Source organism: Tunturiibacter gelidiferens (genome assembly GCF_051013345.1).
Classification (GTDB): Bacteria; Acidobacteriota; Terriglobia; order Terriglobales; family Acidobacteriaceae; genus Edaphobacter; species Edaphobacter gelidiferens_A.
Genome location: NZ_CP132939.1, coordinates 5276245 through 5299101 on the forward strand (window position 1 = coordinate 5276245; position 22857 = coordinate 5299101).

At 60.0% G+C, this 22857-nt stretch carries 20 protein-coding genes, 1 other RNA gene and 6 pseudogenes; 18 read left to right on the top strand and 9 right to left on the bottom strand.

From position 1 onward, the window contains the following. Nucleotides 1-2 precede the first annotated feature (2 nt). The 4 genes from topA to RBB80_RS26555 all read right to left on the bottom strand — a co-directional run bounded on the left by topA (nucleotide 3) and on the right by RBB80_RS26555 (nucleotide 4653). On the bottom strand, nucleotides 3-2075 hold the full coding sequence (topA, locus tag RBB80_RS26540) for a type I DNA topoisomerase (protein ID WP_433965260.1): 2073 nt from the start codon (nucleotides 2073-2075) through the stop codon (nucleotides 3-5). Between the two features lie 281 nt (nucleotides 2076-2356). Then, the gene (gene dprA / locus RBB80_RS26545) at nucleotides 2357-3529 is read right to left on the bottom strand and encodes a DNA-processing protein DprA (RefSeq protein WP_433965261.1); all 1173 of its coding nucleotides are present in this window, start codon (nucleotides 3527-3529) and stop codon (nucleotides 2357-2359) included. Between the two features lie 96 nt (nucleotides 3530-3625). After that, nucleotides 3626-4399 (bottom strand): hypothetical protein, encoded by a 774-nt coding sequence (locus tag RBB80_RS26550; RefSeq protein ID WP_433965262.1) that lies wholly within the window; start codon nucleotides 4397-4399, stop codon nucleotides 3626-3628. Between the two features lie 59 nt (nucleotides 4400-4458). Continuing rightward, nucleotides 4459-4653: a DUF3565 domain-containing protein gene (locus tag RBB80_RS26555; protein WP_433965263.1), complete on the bottom strand. Its 195-nt coding sequence runs from the start codon at nucleotides 4651-4653 to the stop codon at nucleotides 4459-4461. A gap of 36 nt (nucleotides 4654-4689) precedes the next feature. Here RBB80_RS26555 and RBB80_RS26560 point away from each other — a divergent pair, with 36 nt between their 5' ends. Continuing rightward, entirely contained in the window at nucleotides 4690-5556 is an 867-nt protein-coding gene (locus tag RBB80_RS26560; RefSeq protein WP_433965264.1) for a menaquinone biosynthetic enzyme MqnA/MqnD family protein, read from the top strand. A gap of 78 nt (nucleotides 5557-5634) precedes the next feature. Next, entirely contained in the window at nucleotides 5635-6360 is a 726-nt protein-coding gene (locus RBB80_RS26565; RefSeq protein ID WP_433965265.1) for a YqaA family protein, read from the top strand. Nucleotides 6361-6369: 9 nt separating this feature from the next. Here RBB80_RS26565 and RBB80_RS26570 read toward each other — a convergent pair whose 3' ends face one another. The 4 genes and pseudogenes from RBB80_RS26570 to ffs all read right to left on the bottom strand — a co-directional run bounded on the left by RBB80_RS26570 (nucleotide 6370) and on the right by ffs (nucleotide 9152). Further along, on the bottom strand, nucleotides 6370-7056 hold the full coding sequence (locus tag RBB80_RS26570; RefSeq protein WP_433965266.1) for a hypothetical protein: 687 nt from the start codon (nucleotides 7054-7056) through the stop codon (nucleotides 6370-6372). Continuing rightward, nucleotides 7056-7628 carry a PadR family transcriptional regulator gene (locus RBB80_RS26575; RefSeq protein WP_433965267.1) on the bottom strand — a complete coding sequence of 191 codons (573 nt, stop codon included), beginning with the start codon at nucleotides 7626-7628 and terminating at the stop codon, nucleotides 7056-7058. The genes RBB80_RS26570 and RBB80_RS26575 overlap by 1 nt, the downstream gene beginning before the upstream one ends. Nucleotides 7629-7763: 135 nt before the next feature. Next, nucleotides 7764-8779, bottom strand: a pseudogene (locus RBB80_RS26580) (beta-ketoacyl-ACP synthase III). Between the two features lie 275 nt (nucleotides 8780-9054). Continuing rightward, nucleotides 9055-9152, bottom strand: an RNA gene (ffs, locus tag RBB80_RS26585) — signal recognition particle sRNA small type. Nucleotides 9153-9436: 284 nt separating this feature from the next. Between ffs and RBB80_RS26590 the strand changes: the two are divergent. From RBB80_RS26590 to RBB80_RS26615, 6 genes and pseudogenes are all read left to right on the top strand, one after another. After that, nucleotides 9437-10392: pseudogene (locus tag RBB80_RS26590) on the top strand (family 1 glycosylhydrolase). Continuing rightward, complete coding sequence (locus tag RBB80_RS26595; RefSeq protein WP_433965268.1) at nucleotides 10389-10772, top strand: family 1 glycosylhydrolase; 384 nt, start codon at nucleotides 10389-10391, stop codon at nucleotides 10770-10772. Before RBB80_RS26590 ends, RBB80_RS26595 begins: the two are co-directional and overlap by 4 nt. A 22-nt stretch (nucleotides 10773-10794) precedes the next feature. Beyond that, nucleotides 10795-12177, top strand: a complete 1383-nt coding sequence (locus RBB80_RS26600) for a hypothetical protein (protein WP_433965269.1) — start codon at nucleotides 10795-10797, stop codon at nucleotides 12175-12177. A 158-nt stretch (nucleotides 12178-12335) separates the two neighbouring features. Beyond that, complete coding sequence (locus RBB80_RS26605) at nucleotides 12336-12947, top strand: hypothetical protein (RefSeq protein ID WP_433965270.1); 612 nt, start codon at nucleotides 12336-12338, stop codon at nucleotides 12945-12947. Continuing rightward, nucleotides 12944-13084 carry a hypothetical protein gene (locus tag RBB80_RS26610; RefSeq protein WP_433965271.1) on the top strand — a complete coding sequence of 47 codons (141 nt, stop codon included), beginning with the start codon at nucleotides 12944-12946 and terminating at the stop codon, nucleotides 13082-13084. The genes RBB80_RS26605 and RBB80_RS26610 overlap by 4 nt, the downstream gene beginning before the upstream one ends. A gap of 391 nt (nucleotides 13085-13475) precedes the next feature. Further along, nucleotides 13476-15273: pseudogene (locus RBB80_RS26615) on the top strand (MiaB/RimO family radical SAM methylthiotransferase). Nucleotides 15274-15321: 48 nt separating this feature from the next. Here RBB80_RS26615 and RBB80_RS26620 read toward each other — a convergent pair. Next, nucleotides 15322-15855, bottom strand: coding sequence for a hypothetical protein (locus RBB80_RS26620; protein WP_433965272.1), 534 nt, complete (start codon nucleotides 15853-15855; stop codon nucleotides 15322-15324). A 368-nt stretch (nucleotides 15856-16223) separates the two neighbouring features. On the opposite strand from RBB80_RS26620, the gene RBB80_RS26625 reads away from it, so the two are divergent. The 10 genes and pseudogenes from RBB80_RS26625 to plsY all read left to right on the top strand — a co-directional run bounded on the left by RBB80_RS26625 (nucleotide 16224) and on the right by plsY (nucleotide 22839). Then, entirely contained in the window at nucleotides 16224-16460 is a 237-nt protein-coding gene (locus RBB80_RS26625; RefSeq protein WP_179582537.1) for a DNA gyrase inhibitor YacG, read from the top strand. Further along, a pseudogene (locus tag RBB80_RS26630) lies at nucleotides 16349-16744 on the top strand (phosphatidylglycerophosphatase A); the annotation flags it as partial. The gene RBB80_RS26625 and the pseudogene RBB80_RS26630, both read left to right, overlap by 112 nt. A 98-nt stretch (nucleotides 16745-16842) precedes the next feature. Beyond that, the gene (locus tag RBB80_RS26635; RefSeq protein ID WP_433969882.1) at nucleotides 16843-16968 is read left to right on the top strand and encodes a phosphatidylglycerophosphatase A; all 126 of its coding nucleotides are present in this window, start codon (nucleotides 16843-16845) and stop codon (nucleotides 16966-16968) included. A 270-nt stretch (nucleotides 16969-17238) separates the two neighbouring features. Then, on the top strand, nucleotides 17239-18312 hold the full coding sequence (locus RBB80_RS26640) for a gluconolaconase (protein ID WP_433965273.1): 1074 nt from the start codon (nucleotides 17239-17241) through the stop codon (nucleotides 18310-18312). A gap of 146 nt (nucleotides 18313-18458) precedes the next feature. After that, a pseudogene (locus RBB80_RS26645) lies at nucleotides 18459-20299 on the top strand (ATP-binding protein). Between the two features lie 156 nt (nucleotides 20300-20455). Then, nucleotides 20456-20800, top strand: coding sequence for a cupin domain-containing protein (locus RBB80_RS26650; RefSeq protein ID WP_433965274.1), 345 nt, complete (start codon nucleotides 20456-20458; stop codon nucleotides 20798-20800). 77 nt (nucleotides 20801-20877) lie between these two features. Beyond that, entirely contained in the window at nucleotides 20878-21372 is a 495-nt protein-coding gene (locus tag RBB80_RS26655) for a competence/damage-inducible protein A (RefSeq protein ID WP_433965275.1), read from the top strand. Nucleotides 21373-21451: 79 nt separating this feature from the next. Then, nucleotides 21452-21628: a hypothetical protein gene (locus RBB80_RS26660; protein ID WP_433965276.1), complete on the top strand. Its 177-nt coding sequence runs from the start codon at nucleotides 21452-21454 to the stop codon at nucleotides 21626-21628. 8 nt (nucleotides 21629-21636) lie between these two features. Next, nucleotides 21637-22146: a CinA family protein gene (locus RBB80_RS26665; RefSeq protein ID WP_433965277.1), complete on the top strand. Its 510-nt coding sequence runs from the start codon at nucleotides 21637-21639 to the stop codon at nucleotides 22144-22146. 88 nt (nucleotides 22147-22234) lie between these two features. Continuing rightward, nucleotides 22235-22839 (top strand): annotated as a pseudogene (gene plsY, locus RBB80_RS26670) (glycerol-3-phosphate 1-O-acyltransferase PlsY). Nucleotides 22840-22857: the final 18 nt, after the last annotated feature.

Genomic DNA, 22857 nt, shown 5'->3' on the forward strand with positions numbered 1-22857 from the left:
AATCAGCGGGAAGGCAAACGCACTTGTAACTTTTTGGTTACAGCCTTCGGTTCCTTCTTCCAGGGACCTGCCGCAATCGTCATCGGCTTCACCTTGGTGAAGTTGCTGCAGGAGTAGAAGCTACCGAACTTGCCCCACTTCAGAATCAGAGGACTGCCGCAGTTGTCGCAGGTCTCGTCAGTCTTCTGCTCCATCCGCTTCACATCTTCCATGTTGTCGCTGGCGACGTTCAGCTCCTTCTCAAAGTGGTCGTAGAATCCGCTCAGCAGATCGGTCCAACGCTCGGTCCCATCTTCAACGGCGTCGAGTTCGCCTTCAAGCGTCGCCGTGTACGCCGTATCGAAGATATAGGGGAAGTTCTTCACCAGAAGCTTCGTAACCACCGTGCCAATCTCGGTCGGCACAAACTTCGACTGGATCTTCTTCACATAGTCGCGATCCTGGATCGTATTGATGATGGACGCGTAGGTGGAAGGCCGGCCGATTCCCTTCTCTTCGAGCGTCTTGACGAGGCTCGCTTCGTTGAAGCGCGGCGGCGGTTGGGTAAACTTCTGCAGCGGATCGAGTTTTTGCAGACGCAAAGCCTCGCCGTTGCTCAACTCCGGCAACCTTGCTTCCGCTTCATCCTCTTCTTCGGTCCCGGCCTGCGCAGCGGCATCAGCATCCACGGTCGATTTCGCGCTTGCCTCTTCCTTCGCCGCCTTATCTTTAGCTGCCTGGCGCGCTCGCTTCTCTTCCTCTTCGAACTTCAGGTGTCCTTCGAACTTCAACACACTGCCGGTCACGCGAAAGTCATAGGCGAGCTTTGCCTTCGCGACAATATCTACTGTCGTCTGATCGAAGACCGCTGGCGTCATCTGGCTCGAGACAAAACGCTGCCAGATCAGCTTGTAAAGCCTGTACTGCTCGTCACTCAGATACTTTCGGATCGAGTCCGGCGTGTACTTTACGCTCGTCGGCCGGATGGCTTCGTGTGCATCCTGCGCCTCGACCTGCTTCTTGCCGAGGTACTCGTTCGGGCTTGCGGGCAGATACTTCGCGCCCAGCTTGCCAATGAACTCGCGAGCCTCCGCAATTGCATCCGCGCTGACACGGGTCGAGTCGGTACGCATGTAGGTGATAAGACCGACCGTGCCCTCTGCGCCAATCTCTACGCCCTCATATAAACGCTGTGCCACGCCCATGGTGCGTCGCACATTGAAGCCGAGACGACCCGCCGCATCCTGTTGCAGCTTGCTGGTGGTGTAGGGAGCCCTGGGATTGCTCCTGCGCTCTTTCTTCTCAACCGAGCGTACGCTCCACTTCGCAACCTTCAGTTCGCTGACAACCTCTTCGACAGCCTCCTGATCGGGCAGCGCGTTCGATAGAAAGAGCTCTTTGCCTTCTTCATCTTTTCCGTTCGCAACGCGCGCAGGCACGCCATTGACGCCGACAAATCTTGCCGTGAAGCTCTGCTTGTTCGCAGTCGGCTCAAGCTGCGCGTCGATGGTCCAGTACTCGACTGGATTGAAGTCATTGATCTCCTGCTCGCGCTCGACGATCAGCCGCAGCGCGACGGTTTGCACACGTCCCGCCGAAAGCCCACGCCGGACCTTGTCCCAGAGCAGCGGAGAGACCTGATAGCCCACCAGGCGATCCAGCACGCGCCGAGTCTGCTGCGCATCCACCAGATCCTCATCGATATCCCGTGCATTCAAAAACGCAGCCTGCACTGCTTTTTGGTGATCTCGATTAAAGGTGACACGCCGAACCTTCGACTTGTCCTTCATCATCGGCAACAGCTGGATGGAGAGGTGCGCGGCAATCGCCTCGCCTTCGCGATCAGGGTCCGGCGCAAGATAGACCATGTCCGCCTTCGACGCCAGCTTCTTCAGCCGATCCACCACCTTCTCTTTACCCGGAGACACAATCAGCGTCGGCTCGAACGTCCGCTTCTTCAACTCAACGCCGATGTCGTTCTTCGGCAGGTCCATGATGTGGCCAATCGAGGCTTCCACCACGTAATCGCTGCCGAGATACTTCCCAATCGTCTTCGCCTTCGCCGGCGATTCGACGATAACTAATGATTTACCCATTCGTTCCCTTCATCCACCAGAACGCATCGCCGAGGCAAAACGTTCCACACTTCCTTATTCCATTGCGAACCTAACACGAGTTCTGCAAACACGTCATCTCGCCATGATCCCTCAACTGACGAAACCGGACTGAGAAGGTCATAGCACAACAACTACAGTCGACGAGCCGATCCACGCTGTGGATAACTTGCCAAGTCAAACGAAACCCTGAGCTTACGTTTATCTTTGCGGCATCCGCTTCGCCGCAGGAATCGACCTTGCCAATGAGGCTCAGAACGCCCTCACATAATTTTTCCTGGCAGTTGCCGAACGCGCCCCGCAAGCTCCAGCTCGAACAGCGCGGTAAAGATCTCTGCAGATCCTAAGTCGGCCTCCAACTGTTCGATCAGCTCGTCCAGTTGTGTCGACTCATCGTGCCGCAGCCGTTCAAAGACAATCCTTTCGTGCTCTGGAAGCGGCGTATCGTTAAATAGAGATGCAGCCCCTGCCGGTTTCGATTCAGAGCCCCCACCAGCCGCCTCCAGTTCATCCTCCAAAGCCAGCCTGATCTGCGAGGGCAGATCCTCCCATATATCCTCCCAGGTCGCAGTCAGCTTAGCCCCCTGCTTTATCAGGGTGTTAGGGCCCCACGCGTTCTTGTTCGTCACGTTTCCGGGGACAGCGTAAACATCCCGATTCTGCTCCATCGCACATCGCGCCGTAATTCTCGTTCCGCTGTACTCGGCGGCTTCGATGACCAGCACGCCCACGCTCATTCCGCTCAGAATCCGGTTGCGAATAGGAAAGTTCTGCGGCGCGGGAAACGTTCCGAGCGGGTACTCGCTCACGATCGTGCCGCCGGTTGCGACGATCTGCTCGGCCAGCTTCTTGTTCTCCTTGGGATAGATGACGTCGATGCCCGTTCCCCAGACCGCGACCGTCTTTCCGCCTGCCTCGATCGCGCCCTTGTGCGCGGCAGTGTCGACTCCGCGAGCCATGCCGCTCAGGATAACCATCCGGCGATTCGCAAGGTCACGCGACAAAAGCTCCGCCATCCCTGCTCCATACGGCGAAGGCTGACGCGTTCCCACCACCGCAATGCCCGGCCGCGCCAGCAGAGAGACGTCCCCGCGAATCCAAAGCGTCGACGGTGGATCATAGATCTCACGCAGCCGCTCGGGGTAAGCCTCATCTTCCGGCGTCAATATACTGCCGCCAGCTTCGGCTACACGCTTCAACTCGTCTTCAGCCGCGGCTTTGGCTTTGCCTTCGAAGACGAACTGCGCAGACTGCGCCGGCATCCCCGCGCCTTCCAACTCGGTCAGCGAGGCCCCGAGCACCCGCTCCGCAGCGCCCAGCCGATTCATCGCTTTCCATATTCGCGTCGGCCCCATTCCAGGCGTCAACGTCAATGCCACCCAAGCCAACCGCGCCTGTTCGCGTACCACTGCTGCATCCTGCTGCGCCAAAGCCATTCATCGTCCTCTTCGTCGGTATGCTTCGCAAGCCTTTGCCTCTGCGACTTTAAACAATCGTCGCTAGAGGGAGGCTCACCGTCACTGTATCGCATCTCAGGCGACGAGGTCGGGCGCGAAACTCTCCGCAAGAATAAAAGACGCGCCGCTCATCGCCAATGCAACTAGCAGGCTAGTCACTTCGTCTCCGTTGCGCGGGTTGCCTGCTACGCGCGGCACGTGAAGAATAACAACCCAGATAAAAAACATTGTGCCCAATAGGATTGAGGCAGTGCGCGCCATCTGCCTGGTGACGATCGCCAGAGCAGCTGCGACAAACGCCACTCCGACGAAGTACGACCAGAACAGGCGCGCGGGAATCCATGCGGGGACAATAGTCGCCACAAACTTCGCATACAGAAAATGCTGCACGGCGAAGACCACCAGCGCGAGGGCAAACGCAACGCGCCCGAAGGTGGCTAAATGCGACAAGACCTTGTTTGTCGGCTCTAACCGGAGTCCGTCCGGAATCTCGATCCGAGCCAGCACGAACGCGCCACCCATCAAAGCCAGAAGCTCGAAGCCGCTGGTCCAGGGATCGGGACTATGCGGCTGCGCGATGAGCCTGGGGAATTGCAGAAACAGGACGTATAAAAACAGAGCAACACCCAAAAACGCCGCCGCCAGCCGCGCAAGTTTTTCCGTCACGATGCAGACCGCAACCGCGATCAGAGCAGCGCCCGCCAGCACGGCTGCCGAATGCGACCCCGGTATCCACGGAGGCCCAGGGATCGGGCCCTTCAACCCGCCGACGTAGATGAAATACTCCACGCCGAATAGCACCATGGCGATGGCAAAGAAGAGGCGGCCAACTTTCAACAATCCATCCATTCTTTCTGCTCCCTTCGGAATGAACTGCGCAGTGTCGCGAGAATCGTACTACCAACTCGCTATTTTTCCTCCTCATCGCACCTCTTGCACTCCATCAAACTCCCAAGTCGCGCAGCCCTTCCCTCTTCCGTCGTCACCCACTCGCGCAGCGTCCAGGGCGGATCATGGCGCACATGCTGCCCATGCCCGCAGTCGAGCCGTGCCACCCAGTGCTGTTCTTCATCCTGATAAAAAGCCACGACCCGCCTCTGCATCGAGCACGTCTCCCTCACATCCAATAAACTAGTCCTTTGAACACTTCATCCCCATCTTCCATGCTTCGTGTCGCTGCGATCAACTTTCTCAACCCCGCACCTCTGATGTGGGACTTCGAGCACGCACCGCTCGCCGAGGAACTGGCACAACGGTACTCCCTGCACTACACGCAGCCTTCGCTCTGCGCTGCCGAACTTCTCGCAGGCCGCGCGGACCTTGGCCTGATCCCCATCGCAGCGCTCACCCCGGAGCTTGCAGTCGTCCCCGGCTGCACTATCGCTTCGCTCGACGAAGTTCGTTCCATTCAGCTCATCATCAAATCTCCTCGCACCCTCAGCACGGTGAAGACGGTCTCTGCCGACACGGCATCTCGCAGCTCGCTCGCCTACGCCGAGATTCTCTTCCGCAAGTTCGCAAACAACTCCCCTACGTTTCATCCCGCGCCCGCCGACCCCGTAGCGATGCTTCAGCAGGCAGACGCTGCCATCCTGATTGGAGATCCGGCCTTGCTCGCTCTCGAACGCCGCGAGCAGATCGAAGCGGAGGTGGGTCCGTGCCAGTGGTTTGATCTCGCCCATGAGTGGCACATCCGCACCAATCTACCCTGGGTCGCCGCGGTCTGGGCGGTGCGGCCAGAGTCCCTCGGAGCCCCTGGCTTGACAGCCGCTCAACTTGGAGAAGACCTTGAAGCCTCGCGCAATCACGGCCTTCTGCACATCGAAGATCTGGTCGAACAATGGACTCCCCGCATCGACCTCAGCCCCGCCGTGATACGCCACTATCTCTCCCACAACATCCACTATGTTTTGAATACGGATTGCATGCGCGCCATCAAACTCTTCCGGCAGTACGCCGCGGAGGTTGATGTTCTCCCCTCACTGCCCGATCTCCGCTTCCTGTAAGTCCCCTGTTACACTCGCCGCTCAACCAATATTCAAAATTTCAGCGACTTCTCCTACCTGGGTCGCGTCTTAATCTGTATGAGCCTGCGCCCGGCTGCCACGATCCTAGCCAGGAGCCTCGCCGCAGCCGCACAGGCGGCGGCTTCGCCACACCGCGCGCGCGGTCCGTTCCTCCATCTGCTCTTCAGCTTCGGCCTCTTCGGCGTCTTCCTGGTCTCGATCGTCGACAGCTCCTTCGTTCCTCTGCCTCTGCCGGGCATCACCGACATCATGATCATCGTGCTGTCCGCGCAGCATCAAAGCTGGTTTCTCTTGATCCTGCTCGCAACCATAGGCTCGGGACTCGGTGGATGGTTCAGCTACCAGGTGGGCCAGTCCGGAGGCATGGCTTTTCTCGAGAAGCACGTTCCACCTCGTACCTTCAAACGCGTCTGTGAATGGATGGAAAACCACGCCATCCTCTCCGTAGCCCTGCCGGCGATCCTGCCGCCGCCGATGCCGCTGAGCCCCTTCGTCCTCGCTGCAGGCGCGCTGAATATGTCGCGCAGAAAATTTCTTACCACCTTCATCATCAGCCGATGCCTGCGTCATTCGGTTGCCGCGTGGCTCGGCATCCACTACGGGCGGCACATCCTCCATCTCTGGAACAATCTCTCCGACAAGTATGCGACCCCGGTTCTCATCGTGATCTGGACCGGGATTCTCGCAAGCTGCGCCTTCGCTTTCTGGAAGCTCTACAAGACCTCGCGCGCCGTCCGCCCGCGCTCACGAGGCCTCGCCAAGCCCTCCAACACCACCGCCTGAGCTGGGTTCTCACGCCGTAGCCTTCACCCGCGGAGCGAACTTACGCCGGTAGTAGGCTATGGTCAGAACAATCGCAGGCACTCCGATCATCGTCGGCCACAGCCACACGTACCAATGATTGCCAATGACTCGCGTTAGCGTGACCACGCTGAAGGCGGACCACGCTGCGATGTAGCTCCCAATAAAGTTTCCGAGATGCGTGTACCACCAGAACATCTTCTCCTTCGGCTTGCGCACGAACGAGAGCAACTGAGTCGCCGCGCCTCTCATTCCGATGAATCCGAACGCCACGCCCACCAGCGGGATCACCTCGATGGATGCAGGCCGGAACCACGACAGCCACGCCAGCAGCGCACTCGTTGCGAAGGTTACAATCCCGGCGATCCAGTCGATAGGCTCCGCGCCTCCGCCGCGCGCCAGCTCCTTCAACCGCAGAACGCGAAATCCCGAAAAGGCAAAGTAGAAGCTGAACACCGCCACCAGGGCCAGAAACCGCACGGGGAAGAAGAACGCCATCGGGATTGCCGTCGCCGCAACTACCCCCATCGACCACAGGTAAACCTTCCCCCAGCGTTTATGCTGCTTGCCGCCCTTCGCCGTAGCCAGCGCAACGGGAGCCAGCAGAAACGACGATGCGCCCGCAGCAATATGAATCGTAAGAAAGATCTTTACCCACAACGGATCGAGTGCATGCATCACCGCCTCCTTTTTCCCTTGCTCTCTATCTCATCCAACTCCGCCAGCGTCTCCCTGCACCACTTCAACATCGCTGCGCTGTAGTGCCGTCCATAGTTCAGCGTCATCAGCCAGTACGGCAGATTAGGATCGTTCGCCTCGTCCTGCCGCAGCTGCTTCGCTGTGGCTGTGTACACCTTCAGCGCTCGTTGATGAAACTCCATGTTCGAGATCACATGCTCCCGATTGACACTCGTTGAGACATGCGCACCAAAGAATAGCTTCAGCAGCAACTCGTTTCTCGCTACCTCCTCAGACACCGGAATCTTCAGCCACTCCTGCAGCCGTTCGCGCCCCTCCGAGGTGATCGAATACAAATTCCGGTCGGGCTTTCCCTTTTTCCGCTCAGTCTTCTTTTCGACCAAACCCGCTGCCGCAAGCCGCTTCAAACCTGGGTAGATCTGTCCATAACTCTCGCTCCAGAAGTGCCCGATGGAACGCGACACTAACTGGCGAATGTCGTATCCGGACATCGGCCTCAGGCTGAGAAGTCCGAGCAAAGCATTCGGAGTAGAACCACCTTCCGTCTTCATAGCTACAAGCTATATATCTAAAAGATAGATTAAACAAGGAAAAACCTGAATTCGAATTGACAAGACTACGAGTCAAAAGAAAAACGGGTGAAGCGCCTAAGCTTCACCCGCCTCGAAATCCATTCAGCCTGTGTTCTAAAACTCCCACCGCAACAACGTGGCTCCCACGGTAAAGCCAGCTCCAACACTAGCCAACAGAACAAGATCGCCCTTCTTCAACCGCTTCTCTTCGAGCGCCGTCTGCATCGCCATCGGGATCGTAGCCGCCGTAGTGTTCCCATAGCGGTCGATGTTGATGATCACCGACTCCTCCGGCATGCCCAGTCGCTCCGCCGTCGAAAGAATAATCCGCTTATTCGCCTGATGCGGAATAAAGCAGCCAAGGTCCTTCCCTTCCACGCCGTTGCGCGTCAGAATGATCTCCGCAGCTTCGGCCATCTTGCGCACCGCAAACTTGTACACCGCCTGCCCATCCTGATGGACGTAGTGCATCTTCGCCGCGACCGTCTCGACAGTCGGCGGATTCAAACTCCCCCACCGGGCATATTCAGAGCTGCCGCACCGGAGCCATCGATCTCGTGCCAGTAGTCGATCAGCCCGATCTCACCCTCTTCGCAGGGCTCCAGCAGCACCGCGCCAGCGCCATCGCCGAAGATCACGCAGGTTGCCCTGTCCGTGTAGTCGATGATCGAGCTCATCACATCCGCTCCGATCACCATCACCTTCTTGTGCATTCCACTCTCAACCAGCTTCGCCCCTACCTGCAGCGCATAGGGAAATCCCGAGCAGGCGGCTGAAAGATCGAACCCCCATGCGCCCTTCACGCCGAGCTTGTCCTGCACCAGGCACGCCGTCGCCGGAAAGAACATATCGGGCGTAACCGTCGCGACGATGATCACCTCCAGCTCACTGGCCTCGATGCCGCGAGCCGCGAGACACTTCTTCGCCGCCTCCACCGCCAGATCGCTGGTTGCAACTCCCTGCTCTACGATGTGCCGCTCACGAATTCCCGTCCGCTCGATAATCCACTGGTCGTTGGTTGCGACCATCTTTTCCAAATCCGCATTGGTCAACAAACGCGGCGGAACATACGCCCCCACCGAACTGATCTTCGCGCGTACCCGCGTCTGCGGTCTCAACGTCAAACTCAAACTCTCACCTCATCTAGTGTCAAAGCAATAAAAGACAAACCCGTATCAAATGAACCGTCGTTCACCGTCGGACCATTCTCTCTGAGAAGCCTACGCGTGTCACGTACCCTGATGAGTTCATTGACGAGCAGAGACCCAAAAAAGACACACTCACCCTTGGCGGGTGGCGAATAGAACGATGTCCTGAGTGGGAAAACGAAAAGGAGGGATTGTGCACCGGGCGACCTACTGCGCCATTGCGGGAACTGCGGCGAAAGTAGGAGTACCGGAAGATTGTGCACCGGGCGACCTACTGCGCCCGTAATGACCCGTTACCGTTGCTTCCTTCCGGACCTGGCGGGGTTGGCGGGATTACGTCGCGTAGGACCCGGCACAGGAGCTAGTTTACCACTTCAAACGGACCTGCGCTCGTGTCGCTATCTCCTGCCCGTGCAAAACTTCGCGACAGATCTTCGGCAAATCTTTTCACCTGCCGTCGTTGTCATCTCTTGTTTGAAGCAGCTACAATTTTCAGCGTCTCACGAGGGCTCCTCTTTGCTTAATCGATTTAGCCGCCGCACTTTCGCCCGTCTGCTTGGATCCGCCGCACTCGCCCCCACCGCACTCTCAACCATCGCCACACCAGCCTCCGGCGAAGTCACTCCCGCCGCACCTGCTGTGCGAGCTTTCCCGCACGGCTTTCTCTGGGGCTCCGCAACCGCGTCCTATCAGGTTGAAGGTGCCGTCAACGAAGACGGCCGCGGCCCCTCTATCTGGGACACCTTCTCTCACATCCCAGGCAAGATCAAAAACGGAGACACCGGCGACGTAGCCAACGATCATTACCATCGCTACAAAGAAGACGTGCAGCTCATGAAGGCGCTCGGCCTCAAGACCTACCGCTTCTCCGTCGCATGGCCGCGGGTCTTCCCTCAGGGCACAGGCACACCAAACCCGAAGGGTCTCGACTTCTACCATCGCCTCGTCGACGAGCTGCTCGCAGCCGACATTCAGCCCTACTGCACGCTCTATCACTGGGATCTCCCACAAGCACTCGAAGACAAGGGCGGCTGGCAGTCGCGCGACACCTCCGAGGCCTTCGCCAACTACGCAGGCTACGTCGCCGAGCATCTCTCCGACCGCGTCAAGCACTTCATGACGCTCAACGAGATGAGCTCCTTCGTCAGCGGATACGCGACGGAACGCCACGCTCCCGGCATCAAGCTTCCACCCGCTGGCGTCAACCAGGTTCGTCATCACGCTGTGCTCGCCCACGGCCTCGGAGTGCAGGCCATCCGCGCACACGCGAAGCCCGGCACCAAGGTCGGCCTCGCAGAAAACGCCAGCGCCTGCGTACCCATCATCGAAACCCCGAGCACATCGCCGCGGCAGCGAAAGCCATGCGCGAGGTCAACGCCGGATATCTCACCGTCATCATGGAAGGCCGCTACACCGACGCCTACCTCGCACACGCCGGAGACGACGCGCCGAAGTTTACCGACGCCGACATGAAGGCCATCGGCACACCGGTCGACTTCGTCGGCCTCAATATCTACACCCCCACCTACATCCGCGCCGACGACTCCCTGCCGGATTCACCCGCATCCCCTCTCCCGAATCCTACCCGCACATGATGAGTCCCTGGCTGCACGTCGGTCCCGAGGCGCTCTACTGGGGGCCAAAGCTCGCCGCGCAACTCTGGAACATCAAGGAGATCTACATCACCGAGAACGGAGCCTCTTCGACCGACGTCCTCACCCCCGACGGCCACGTCTACGACTCCGATCGCGTCATGTACCTCCGCAACTACCTCACGCAGCTTCACCGGGCCGTCTCCGAAGGCGTTCCCGTCCGCGGCTACTTCCTCTGGAGCCTGATGGACAACTTCGAGTGGGCCGACGGCTATGCCTACCGCTTCGGCATCCACTACGTCGACTTCGCCACGCAGAAGCGCACACCAAAGACGAGCGCCCACTTCTACCGCGAAGTCATCGCCCGCAACGGACTAGCCTAATGTGTTATTGGAAAAACATTAGATGACCATTGACAATCGCGGCTGCACCGAAGACATCGGGCAGCCGCTGTCAATTTTAGAAAGGGCATCCAACTTCGACGTTATGCTTCGACGCATCTGTGTAGCACTTGCACTCTTCTCTGCCTTATCCACCCCAAGCGCAACAGCGCAAAACCAGCCCCTCCCACTGGAAGGTTTCGTTACCCGGGCGGTCTCCTTCGCCGACTTCGACGCTGACGGATTGCATGTCCTCTTTAGTCGCGAGACAAGAGTCCGCGTTGGAAACACCTTCGTAACTGATCCCGCCACCTCCGGCTCTCCCTATGTCGGCCAGCCCGTCAGCATCGTCGGCAGACAGCAGCGCGGCAAACACCAAATCAAAGCCGAGGAGATTGTGTTTCTCCCTGTGCCCGAGCGCAAAGTAAGCGGATTCGCCGTCATCGATCGCGTTCTTTCTCCATCTGCATCAAAGGAGATTCTTGTCCGCGCAGATGGCTACCCCATTCTCGTCAATGCATCCACGCAGATCACCTTCAAGACTCCATTCGCTTCACTTTCCCAGATCACCACAAATATCTGGATCGCCTTTCACGGCAAACTCCGTGAGGATGGCACTGTTCTCGCCGAGACCGCGATCTTTACACAGAATATCGTCCAGGACCGCGAGGATAAGCTCCTGGCCAAGACCGACTACGATCCCTCAGCCGTTCCAGACGACTCCAAACAAAACGTCGCTCGCAAGTTCTTTCTCGGTGTTGACCTCAAGAAAATTCCGCCTGTCCATGACGCCGCCATGCAGGCTCGCATCAATCACATCGGAGAAAGTCTCATTCCCCGGTATCAACGCGATCTCCCCGACACCGACGAGACCAAAATCGACTTCCGTTTTCAACTGGTCGATCAGCCCAAATGGCACGATGCCGTCACCACGCCAGGCGGAGTCATCCTCGTACCCCGGCACATCGTCGAACGCCTGCAGAATGACTCCCAGCTCGCGGCCGTCCTGGCAGATAACATCGGCACAGCACTCGAAAAACAAACCTATTTTGCAATGCCAAAAAACCAGGCCATCCTCGCGGCGAATCTCGGAGGGACAGCAGCTGGCTTCTTCGTTCCAGGCCTTGGACTCGCCACTGGTATCGCGACTTTCTCCTCAGCAAAAACGATCTACTCTCACCAGATCCAGCAGAGTGGCAGAGTCGGTCTGGGACTCCTTCACGACGCCGGTTACGACATCAACGAAGCTCCGCTGGCCTGGTGGACAATCGCCGCCAAGAATACAGCCGATCCAACCGCAACCGACCCGCCCGACCGCTCCCTCAACCTCTACAGAACAATCGGAACCGTCTGGCACAATTACTCTGAGTCACCGATCAAGCCCGCAACCGCATTACAGTCGAACTGAACCTCCTTGCTGGCTCTTGCAGCTTGGACTGAAGACAATTGAAGGTAGGTGCGCTTGGCAGCGATGCCCTCGCACGAGCGGTAATCTTCAAAATTCTTGAAACAATCAAGAACAAATTGCAGCCTTGCGCTATCCTTTTGATCGTCGGGAGATCTCTCATGCGCTGCTTCCGTTCCGGTCACGCTGTCCTCAGTCTTCTTTTCGCGATCCCAGCTCTCGCCCAGAACCAGCAGCAGATGCCCCGCGACTACCGCGGAGTCCAGATCATCGTTCCCGGCATCTTTGTCACACCCGTCCCCAACGCCCCGTTCAGCGCCACAATCGACATCCTCTCTCACGAGAACCTCCCCGACGGCTCCGTGAACACCCGCACCACCTCCGCCCACATCGCCCGCTCCTCCTCGGGACGCATCTACAACGAGCGCCGCCAACTCGTCTCCACCAACTTCAACGGTCTGCCCCCGCTCCTCTCCGCTCACATCTACGACCCCTCAAGCCGCCTCAGCATCTTCTACAACCCCTACGAGCGCCTCGCCCGAGAGACCATCCTCGCCCAGCCCCCGCAGCCCCCGCCAACGCCGTACCCTCCCGCACTCCGGTCAACGATCCCTACTTCAAGCAGGAAGACATCGGCACCCAGCCCCTCGGCGGCCTCACCCTCACCGGCATTCGCAAGTCCCACACCGTCCCCGCCGCCATCAGCGGCACCGGCCACGACATCGTCATCGTCGACGAGTACTGGTACTCCTCCGATCTCTCCATCTACATGATCATCAAACACAACGACCCACGCACCGGCGAGCAGATCGTAGCCGTCAGCAACGTCGTACGCCACGAACCCGACCCCTCCGTCTTCGCCGTCCCTCCCACCTACAAGGTCGTCGACGAAACTCCGCCCGCCGAATAAGATCGGACGCCCCCAGCGCAAAGCCGCCAACCCGTTACTCTTCATCACGCTTGTCAAGCCCCATCCGGCGCTATCCACCTCATAAAGAACAAGATATGCGTGGCGTATAAGTTCCTTGCCGGCAGCTATCATAGAAGTAGAGACAGATGCCCCGGAGAGCATCCGGGGCTTTTGCTCAGTTCGAAAAAGTGAAAGGCCCGACGACATGCAACCCGAGCAAAATGAAGACTTTGCAATAAGGGTGCCAATAAAATCAGTACTTTACCTCTCAGCGAAGCACCAGGTACGCGCATAACCCGCAAAGAATGAATACTTTGACACTAGAACGCAGGGTGGAGGGCTCTAGCCAAACGAGCACTAGTACAGGTAAAAGTTGCTAAACTATAAGACTGTGACCAATCTGGCAATATCCGACGCCGAACCGCTCGAAGCAACTGCCGCTCGCCCCAAGGTGGGCTTTGTCTCGCTCGGCTGCCCCAAGAACCTCGTAGACTCCGAGGTGATGATGGGCCTGCTCCACCACAACGGTGCCGAGCTCACTCCCCGCGCCGAAGACGCTGAGATCATCGTCATCAACACCTGCAGCTTCATCGACTCAGCCAAGCAGGAGTCGGTGAACACCATCCTCGAGATGGTCCAGCACAAGCGTCAGTTCGGCGGAAAAGCCCAGCGCATCGTCGTCGCCGGCTGCCTCGTCGAACGCTACCGCGACGAGATCCAGAAGAACATCCCCGAAGTCGACGCGGTCGTCGGCACCGGCGAGCTCGAAGCGATCCTCGCCGCCGCAGGCCTCACGCCCAATGGTCATCAACAAACCAACTCGCCCTTCAACATCCTCCCGCAAGGCACGCCTGAGGCCACGATTCACACCCACGCCATCAGCATGTCCCAGACCGACGGCGAGGTCGCACAGCTCGAATCGAGCAGCATGCAGCAGGCTGGACAGAACTTGATCGACCGCGCCCCCAGCGCCGTCTCGCAGCACTCGCGCCCGCTCGCCGACCCCGAACACGACCGCGAGATCGCACCGCAGCTTCGCATCGTCCAGTCACTCGCCGAGACCGGCACCACTCACGGCGACCAGCCGCTGAACCACACCGGCGACCACATCGCACATCTCCCAGCAGGCATCGATGCAGGCAACACCAGCCGCCCCGAAGGCGACCTCCGCCAGCAACAGGGCCGCTTCTCGCGCGAGTCATGGGACGGAGCCACCGCCGCGCTCCCCGAGTACCTCTACAACGACGCCACCCCCGCATCCTCACCACCCCCGCGCGTCGGCCTATATCAAGATCGCCGAAGGCTGCGACCATCCCTGCAGCTTCTGCATCATCCCGCAGCTTCGCGGCAAGTTCCGTTCGCGCCGCATGTCGTCGATCATCGCCGAGGCCGAAAACCTCATCAAGCAAGGCGTCCGCGAGATCACCCTCATCGGCCAGGACACCACCTGCTACGGCGAAGACCTCGGCTTCACCGACGGCCTCGCGACGCTCCTCGATGCCCTCGCGGTCCTCCCCGGCCTCCGCTGGCTGCGCTTCCTCTACACCTATCCCAACAAAGTCACCACGCGCCTGTTCGAGACGATGGCGAAGCACGACACCATCTCAAAATATCTCGACGTCCCCCTGCAACACGCCTCTGCCTCTGTCCTCAAGACGATGAAGCGCGGCGGCAACGCGCAGATCTTCCTCGACCTCATCGCCAAGGCCCGCCGCATCGTTCCCGGCATCGTCATTCGCACCAGCTTCATCGTCGGCTTCCCCGGCGAGACCGAAGCCGACTACAAAGAGCTCGAAGCCTTCATCACCGCCGCAAAGATCGACTGGCTAGGCGTCTTCACCTACTCCGACGAAGAGGGCGCGAAGGCCTTCGAACTAGCCGACGAACTCAAGGTCCCCAACCGCACCATCCAGGCGCGCCGCCGCAAGCTGATGAAGCTCCAGCAGAAGATCAGCACCAAAGCCAAGGCCGAGTGGGTCGGCCGCGAGATCGACCTCCTCGTCGAAGGCGAATCCGAAGAGACCGAACTGCTCTGGGAGGGCCGCACCTCGCTCCACGCCCCCGAGATCGACGGCAAGGTCTTCATCAACGACTTCGGCCCGCACGAGACCCTCGTCCCCGGCACCTTCTACCGCGCCGAGATCACTGAGTCCCACGACTACGACGTAGTCGCCCGCATCCTCGAGTAGATCTCCGCGCAGTGACCTGGGACTGTCTCACTCACAGTCGAACGTCCCTCATCGACCCGCCACCACCTCAAGCAGCAGATGATCTCCATTCCGAATCACAGCGCGTCCCTTGGGATCGGTGATCGTAATCAATCCCCCAGCCGAAGACAGTTGAGCGCCTTGGTCGTATCCATAAAGCCCTTCAGCAGTTGTCGAAAACACGCCCATCGCGCGCGGCACCAACGCGCCATTCGCTCCCTCCAACTTCGCCGGCAGACTATAGACCCCGTAGAAGTCTGCACTCCCCACCGTTCGCACCCCACTACCGACCACAGGCCCCACCCAGCCCGACCGGGCAACCTCCTCACCCCCAACCTGCCTCGTCGTCCAGCTCGCCGGATTCGAATTTCCGCGGTCCGTACTTCCCGTCGCAGGCAGGAACGTATCCTCCACAACCATCAGGTTCGCGATCGCAACCGCCCGGGTTCGCAAAGGAATCGTCTTGCCTCCATAGCTCAGCTGCGTAAATCGGATCGTCAGCGTTGACGGATGCACCGAGCTCCCATCTCCAGCCTCCGACGCAACCACCTCTCCACGCAGCACGGCTCCCCCTTCAGATAAGTCGTCTCCGAGACGGGAACTCGTTGCGTCGTCTTCACCTGAAAGACGGTTCCAGGCCTCGTCTTTCCGGCGCGAAGCGTTCGCCCCGTCGCGACAGGCAACGTGATGCCCCCGGCAACGGCTGCAACTCCGTGATGGCTTGGCCCTGGGTTTCAGCCTCTGATGTCCTTCCCCCGAAGGCCTGAAACATCAGCAGGAAACCGACGCACCATACGCTGCACTTCATCTTCTGAAAGCTACGAACCCGGCACATAAAAGACCCCTATCTTTTTAGACGTACTCCGGGGCTCATCTCCGTTACACTTCGTCACGCCTTGTTGCAGACCAAAAAGTATTAAACTGGTTCTGTTATGTCGAAAGCAGCCAACCCAAAACTCAAGACTCTCCGTTGTCCGACCTGCCGCAACATCGTCCTTGCCACAGGCGAAGACTTCCCTTTCTGCTCCGACCGCTGCCGCCGCATCGATCTTGGCAAATGGGCCAGCGGCGACTACAAGATCTCCACGCCCATCCAGGACCCGGACCTCCTCGAAGAACTCGCCCGCTCCAACAAGCACAATCGCCAGAACGACGACGACGTAAACTAGTGGCGAACTCCAACATCCAGACACATCCTCCCTCCGAGAAAAAGACCCTCTGGGCGTGGGCCATCGGTACCTTCTTCGGAGCAGGCCTGCTAAAGCCCGGCCCCGGCACCTATGGCAGCATCTCCGCAGTTCTCCTCTGGTACGCGGCCGCACACATCCTCCACCCGGCTCCAGTCGCGCTCGCGGTTGGCACCACCATCGCCGCAATCCTCGCCACGCTCATCGGCATCCCGGCCGCCACTATCGTCGCGAACGAGTCCGGCCGCGAAGATCCCGGCCACGTCGTCATCGACGAGGTCGCCGGCCAACTCATCGCCCTCATCGCCATCCCCGCCGACTGGCAACACGCCGCGCTCTCCTCCTCCTCTTCCGCTTCTTCGACATCCTCAAGCCGCCCCCCGTCCGCCAACTCGAGCGCCTCCACGGCGGTACCGGCATCATGCTCGACGACGTAGGCGCAGGCCTCTTCGCGCTAGCCGTCGCACAACTCATCCACCTCTTCTTTTAGAAACTCCTGTCCTGCCGGACGGGCCCGCTGCGCGCGGGGCGGTCACTTCGTGACACGTATACCGCGGGCCAGGCAGGGCCAGCAACACAGATCCTCCCGTTGGTCGGGATCATCTTTTTCCGACCAACGGGAGGACCAGCACATTTCACTCGCCACCACAAGGTATAAAAGTCACGAAGTGACCGCCCCGCGCGCAGCGGGCTCGTCCGGCAGGACAACTCTTCTATCCACCTTGCACTCCCATCCACGCCGGTCTACGCTAAAACAGCCATGACCACACTTCGTTCGCTCCTGACATCCGATAAGCCCGACGCACCCGCGCCGCATCTCGATCGCGTCACGCCCCTCGCAGCGATGCCCGGCGGTGAGATCGACGTCCACGGCACGCACCTCGAGCCCCATGGCGCCGTGCTACCCCGCGCGACCATCGGCGACATCTCCGCTCCACTCCTTCTCAGTCGCCCCACCCGCGCCACCATTCGCATCCCTGAAGGAACTATCACCGGCGACCTCATCCTGCACCACGGCGGCCATGCCAGCAATCCGCTCCATGTTCGCATCGCGGTCCCCATGGCGGAAAATCTTCATCCCGTCGCCAACCCGGCGGTCGACGCCGACGGCAACGTCTACGCCACGGTGTCGGGCTCCCGCGGCCAGGCCGTTCCTGTTTCGATCTTCCAAATCCAGCGCGACTTCCAGATCCGCCCCTTCGTCCGCGACATAATGAACGTCACGGGTCTCGCCTTCGGCCCCGATGGCTATCTCTACGCCAGCTCTCGTGCCGAAGGCACCGTCTACCGCATCTCCCCCGACGGAGCCACCTCCACCTACGCCGAAGGCATGGGCATCGCCACCGGCATCGCCTTCGACCGCGACGGCAACCTCTACGTCGGCGACCGCTCCGGCACCATCTTCAAGATCAGCCGCGGAAACATTGAAGGCGCCAGCGGCGAGATCTTCGTCTACGCAACGCTCGAACCCAGCATCGCCGCCTACCACCTCGCGTTCAACGATGCCGGAACGCTCTTCGTCACTGGCCCCACCACCTCTTCGAACCAGGTCATCCACGCCATAGACCGCGATGGCAACGCGACGGTCTTCTATCAGGGTCTCGGTCGCGCCCAGGGCATGGCCTTCGACGCGGACGACAACCTCTACGTGGCTGCCAGCCTCCACGGCCAGCGCGGCATCATTCGCATCGACCGCAACCATCAGGCCACCCTCGTGGTCTCCGGCAGCAACCTCGTGGGCCTCGCCTTCCTCGAAGACGGTACCGCCACCCTCGCCACACGCGACGCTCTGTACCACGTTGCCATGGACGTCGAAGGCCGCAGGCTCGTCTAGTTTGCCCTCAGGTCGTTACGGCTATAAAACTTCGCTTCGGTTATTGAGTATGTTGCAACCTCACCATCGTTTTTGTCGCCAGATCGACTCCGCATCGGTAAAATCAAGACGCGCCAGGAATCCTCTACTCTGGACACGATCTGGATGTGCAGCGTACGCGTGAGGAAAACACTTTGGAATCGCGGCTTTACAACAGACTTCTGTTTCGTCTTCTCGCTTTACCTGTTGCAGCACTTGCCTTTCTCGCTTTGATCCTTGGGTACGGCCTCCAACGTGTCGAAGAAAGCGCAAACGCCATCGACAGGGCCGACGTGGTGATCCTCCACGGCAACCGCCTGGTCAAACTCATGCTCGATGAAGAGACCGGCCTGCGCGGATTTCTCCTCACCCGCAATCCGGACTTCCTGCAGCCTCTGCACTCCGCAGATCTGCAAATCGAACCCGAATTCGACACTCTTTTTACTCTGGTTCACCGTACCGACCAGGTCGACAGGCTGCGTCGTCTTCAGGCTAGCCATAAGCAATGGGAGCTGGAGGCTTATCGAGAGATCGCCGCCTTCCCTCAGGACACATCCACGTTGGAACAACATATGCTCCAGCGCAAACAGGATATGGACGATCTACGCACCCAGACTGATGAGTTTTTGAACATCGTCACCGAACGCCGTGCCCAGCGCTCTGCCGAAAATATCCTCGTCAACCGGAATGCAAGGATCGTACTCGTCCTCGCCGTCGCACTCATTGCGGCTCTTCTTGCATGGGAGACGCGGAGAATCTTTCACTTGCTCATAGCCGCCTACAACCAGCAGATCAGAGAGGTCAAGCAACGCGGCGACGAATCCTACGCGCGGGAGCAATGGCTCAACACCACCATTCGAAGTATCGGCGACGCTGTCATAGCCTGCGACACCGAGGGCAACATCGTCTTCATGAACCGTGTCGCCGAACAGCTCACCGGCTGGCAGGAAGAAGAGTCCCGCGGGATCTCGCTGCACACGGTCTTTCCCATCTTCAATGAAGACACACGCGCCGCCGTCGAAAATCCAGTCGACAAGGTACGCCGCCTCGGCACCATCGTTGGCCTTGCCAACCACACCTTTCTTGTTTCCAAAGACGGCACCGAGATCTGCATCGACGACAGCGGCGCGCCTATCTGCGACAGCTCCGGAAAGATGATCGGCATCGTCCTCGTCTTCCGCGACATCACCGAGCGGCGCATGTCCGAGGGCGCTCTGATGCGTGCCGAAAAGCTCGCTGCCGCCGGTCGTCTTGCCGCCTCGGTCGCACACGAGGTCAACAACCCTCTCGAGGGCCTTACCAATCTCGTCTACATCGCCCGCCGCTCCGACGAACTCCACGAGATCCGCCACCTGCTTTCGCAGGCCGAGAGCGAACTTGCCCGCATCGCCCACATCACCCGCCAGTCCCTGGGCTTCTATCGCGAGACCGCGATCGCCGCGCACTTCAAGCCGGCCACCGTCGTCCATGAGGTCAGCGACTTCTACACCGCCCGGGCGGTAGCTCTCGGCGTAACCCTCGTCGTCAACACCACGACGGAGCGTGAGGTTCTCGGCACCGCTGGAGAGCTTCGCCAGATTCTCTCCAATCTCCTTGCCAACGGCCTCGATGCATGCTCCAGAGGAGATACGATCCGCCTTGAAGCGAACTCCGCCACCGACCCACGCGATTCCACGCGACAAGGCGTTCGCATCACTATCGCGGACACGGGACAGGGCATTCCCCCGAGCATCTCGACAGCGTCTTCGAACCCTTCTTCACGACGAAAAAAGACACCGGCACCGGCCTCGGCCTTTGGGTCTCGCGCGAACTCGTTGAAAAGCACGGCGGCAGTCTCCGCGTCCGCTCCCGCACCGTCACTCCAGGATGCGGCACCGTCTTCTCCATCTTCCTGCCCCTCCAGGGACGCCCGCACTCAGCCGCCCAACTCAACGGACACCAGCCACAAAACGATCTCGCCATAAGTTAGCCGTGAGTTAAATTGCTCGCTGCCTCAGGCCTCTGTGCGTCATCTTATGCACAGGGGTCTCCTGATGCCGAATAACACCGCACCCGCCTCACCCGCCGACACCGCAGTCTTCAACATTCAAAAATCGCCGCCAGCTTTCCAGACAGCGCCGACACCATGTTGATCGACACCCGTCTCACCGACGAGCCTCACGCCAGCTCCCGCGTCTTTCGCGTCTACCGTCCAGTCGCGGCCCACTATCACGCAACCTGCGACGAATATCTCTCCGTCCTCTCCGGCCGCGCAAAGTTCTTCCTCGGCGAAGCCCCGCCCTTCGAAGTCGGCCCCGGCCAGCTCATCTTCTTCAAACAGGGCACCATCCACGGCATCCCGGAGATCCTCGAAGAGCCATTCGTCGTCCTCGCCGTCGACACTCCGCGCCGCGACCCCAGCGACATTCACTTCGTAAACCCAGCCGACGGAACGCCCGACACCTTCATCCAGAGCAAGCGTCTGTATTGACCTCAGCAAAACTCACGCGCAACCCATATCATCAAGAGCAGAGCCAACCACAAGGCCTGGAAAGCCCACCATCACCCATGATCGCTGAAATCATCGCTGTCGGCTCCGAGATGCTCACGCCCCACCGTCAGGACACCAACTCCCTCTACCTCACCGACGGCCTCAACGACCTCGGTGTCCAGGTCGCCTTCAAGACCATCGTCGGCGACAACCTCTCCCACCTCACCAGCGCCGCCTCCATCGCCATCGCGCGCGCCGACATCGTCCTCTTCTCCGGCGGCCTCGGCCCCACCGAAGACGATCTCACCCGCGAAGCCGCCGCCGCCGCACTCAACATCGAGTTGCACTCCAACCCCGCCATCCTCACCCAGCTCTACAAGCGATTCGCCGCACGACAGATGGTCATGCCGCCCAACAACGCCAAGCAAGCCGACGTGCTCGACGGCGCCATCCTCCTCGAAAACTCAAACGGCAGCGCCCCGGCCAGTTCCTCGACACCACTGTCCTCGACGCCGCTGGCAAGCCCATCCGCAAGATCGTCATCCTCCTCCCCGGCCCACCCAAAGAGTTAAAGCCGCTCTTCGACACGCAGGTCAAACCTCGCCTCGGCGCTGCTCTCCCCCGCGTCACCTCGCCAAACGTCTCCTCCGCATGGCCCTCATCCCCGAGTCGCACGTCGACTCCCGCACCGCCCCCATCTACACGCAATACGCGGACGTCGAGACCACCATCCTCGCCGGCTCAGGCGAGATCCAGCTTCACTTCCTTTGCGCCAAGCCCACCCTCGCCGAAGCCCAGCGCCGCGTCGACGAACTCGCCGAAAAATAGAAGCCGAGATGGAAGACTCCATCTTCTCCTCCCACGGCGAATCCCTCGAAGAGGTCGTGCTCCTCAACCTCGGCCTCCGCGATCTAACCCTGGCCACCGCCGAAAGCTGCACCGGCGGCCTCCTCGCAGAGCGCCTCACCGCGATCCCCGGCAGCTCCCGTTACTTCCTCGGCGGTGCAGTCGTCTATAGCGACGCACTCAAAACCACCTTCGCCGACGTCCCCTCCAAACTCATCGCAAACAAAGGCCCCGTCTCGCCCGAAGTAGCGAGCGCCCTCGCCGAAGGCATCCGCATCCGCACCGGAGCCTCTCTCGGCATCTCCATCACCGGCATCGCCGGCCCCGGCCCTGGAGCTCCCGGCCCAGATGCCGACAAACCCATCGGCCTCGTCTACATCGCACTCGCCAGCGCACAATCTACCCAGGTCAAAGAGCTCAACCTCCGCGGCGACCGCGAGATGATCCGCTGGTGGGCCAGCCAGCACGCCCTCGAACTGATCCGCATCCATCTCCTCTAGCCTGCACTCCAAAACCCGTCCGCCGCGCAGCCCGCACGCACGCCGTAAGACCATCCTCACCCGCACTTGGTAGACTCATTCGGACGACATGAACCCCTGGCTCCTCTCCATTCCGCTCGCCTACCTTCTTGGGTCCATTCCCTTCGGCTACCTGCTCGTAAAAACCTTCCGCCACGAAGACATTCGCGCCACCGGCAGCGGCAACATAGGCGCCACCAACGTCGCTCGCAGCGGAGCCAAGGACTCGGCATCGCCACGCTCCTGCTCGATGTGGGCAAGTCCTTCCTCGCCGTCAAAGTCGCCCAGCATCTCGCCCCCGGCAACGACGACCTCGCCGTCATCACCGCCGTAGCCGCCATCCTCGGACACGTCTTCCCCATCTGGCTCGGCTTCCGCGGCGGCAAGGGCGTAGCCAGCGCTCTAGGCGTCATGCTCGCCCTCAGCTTGCCCGCAGCAGCCTGCACCTTCGGCATCTTTCTGGCCGTCGTTCTCTTCACCCGCTACGTCTCGCTCGCTTCGATGATCGGGTCAGCCATCTTCCCTCTCTTCGGCCTCTACTTCCTTCCTCAGCGAACCCCCTTGTCATCGCCGGCCTGGTCTTCATTCCGCTCCTCGTCATCGTCAAGCACCACGAAAACATTCGCCGCCTACTCGCAGGCACAGAGAGCCGCTTCGGCAAGAAGAAGGCGGTAGCATGAGCCGAATCGCTGT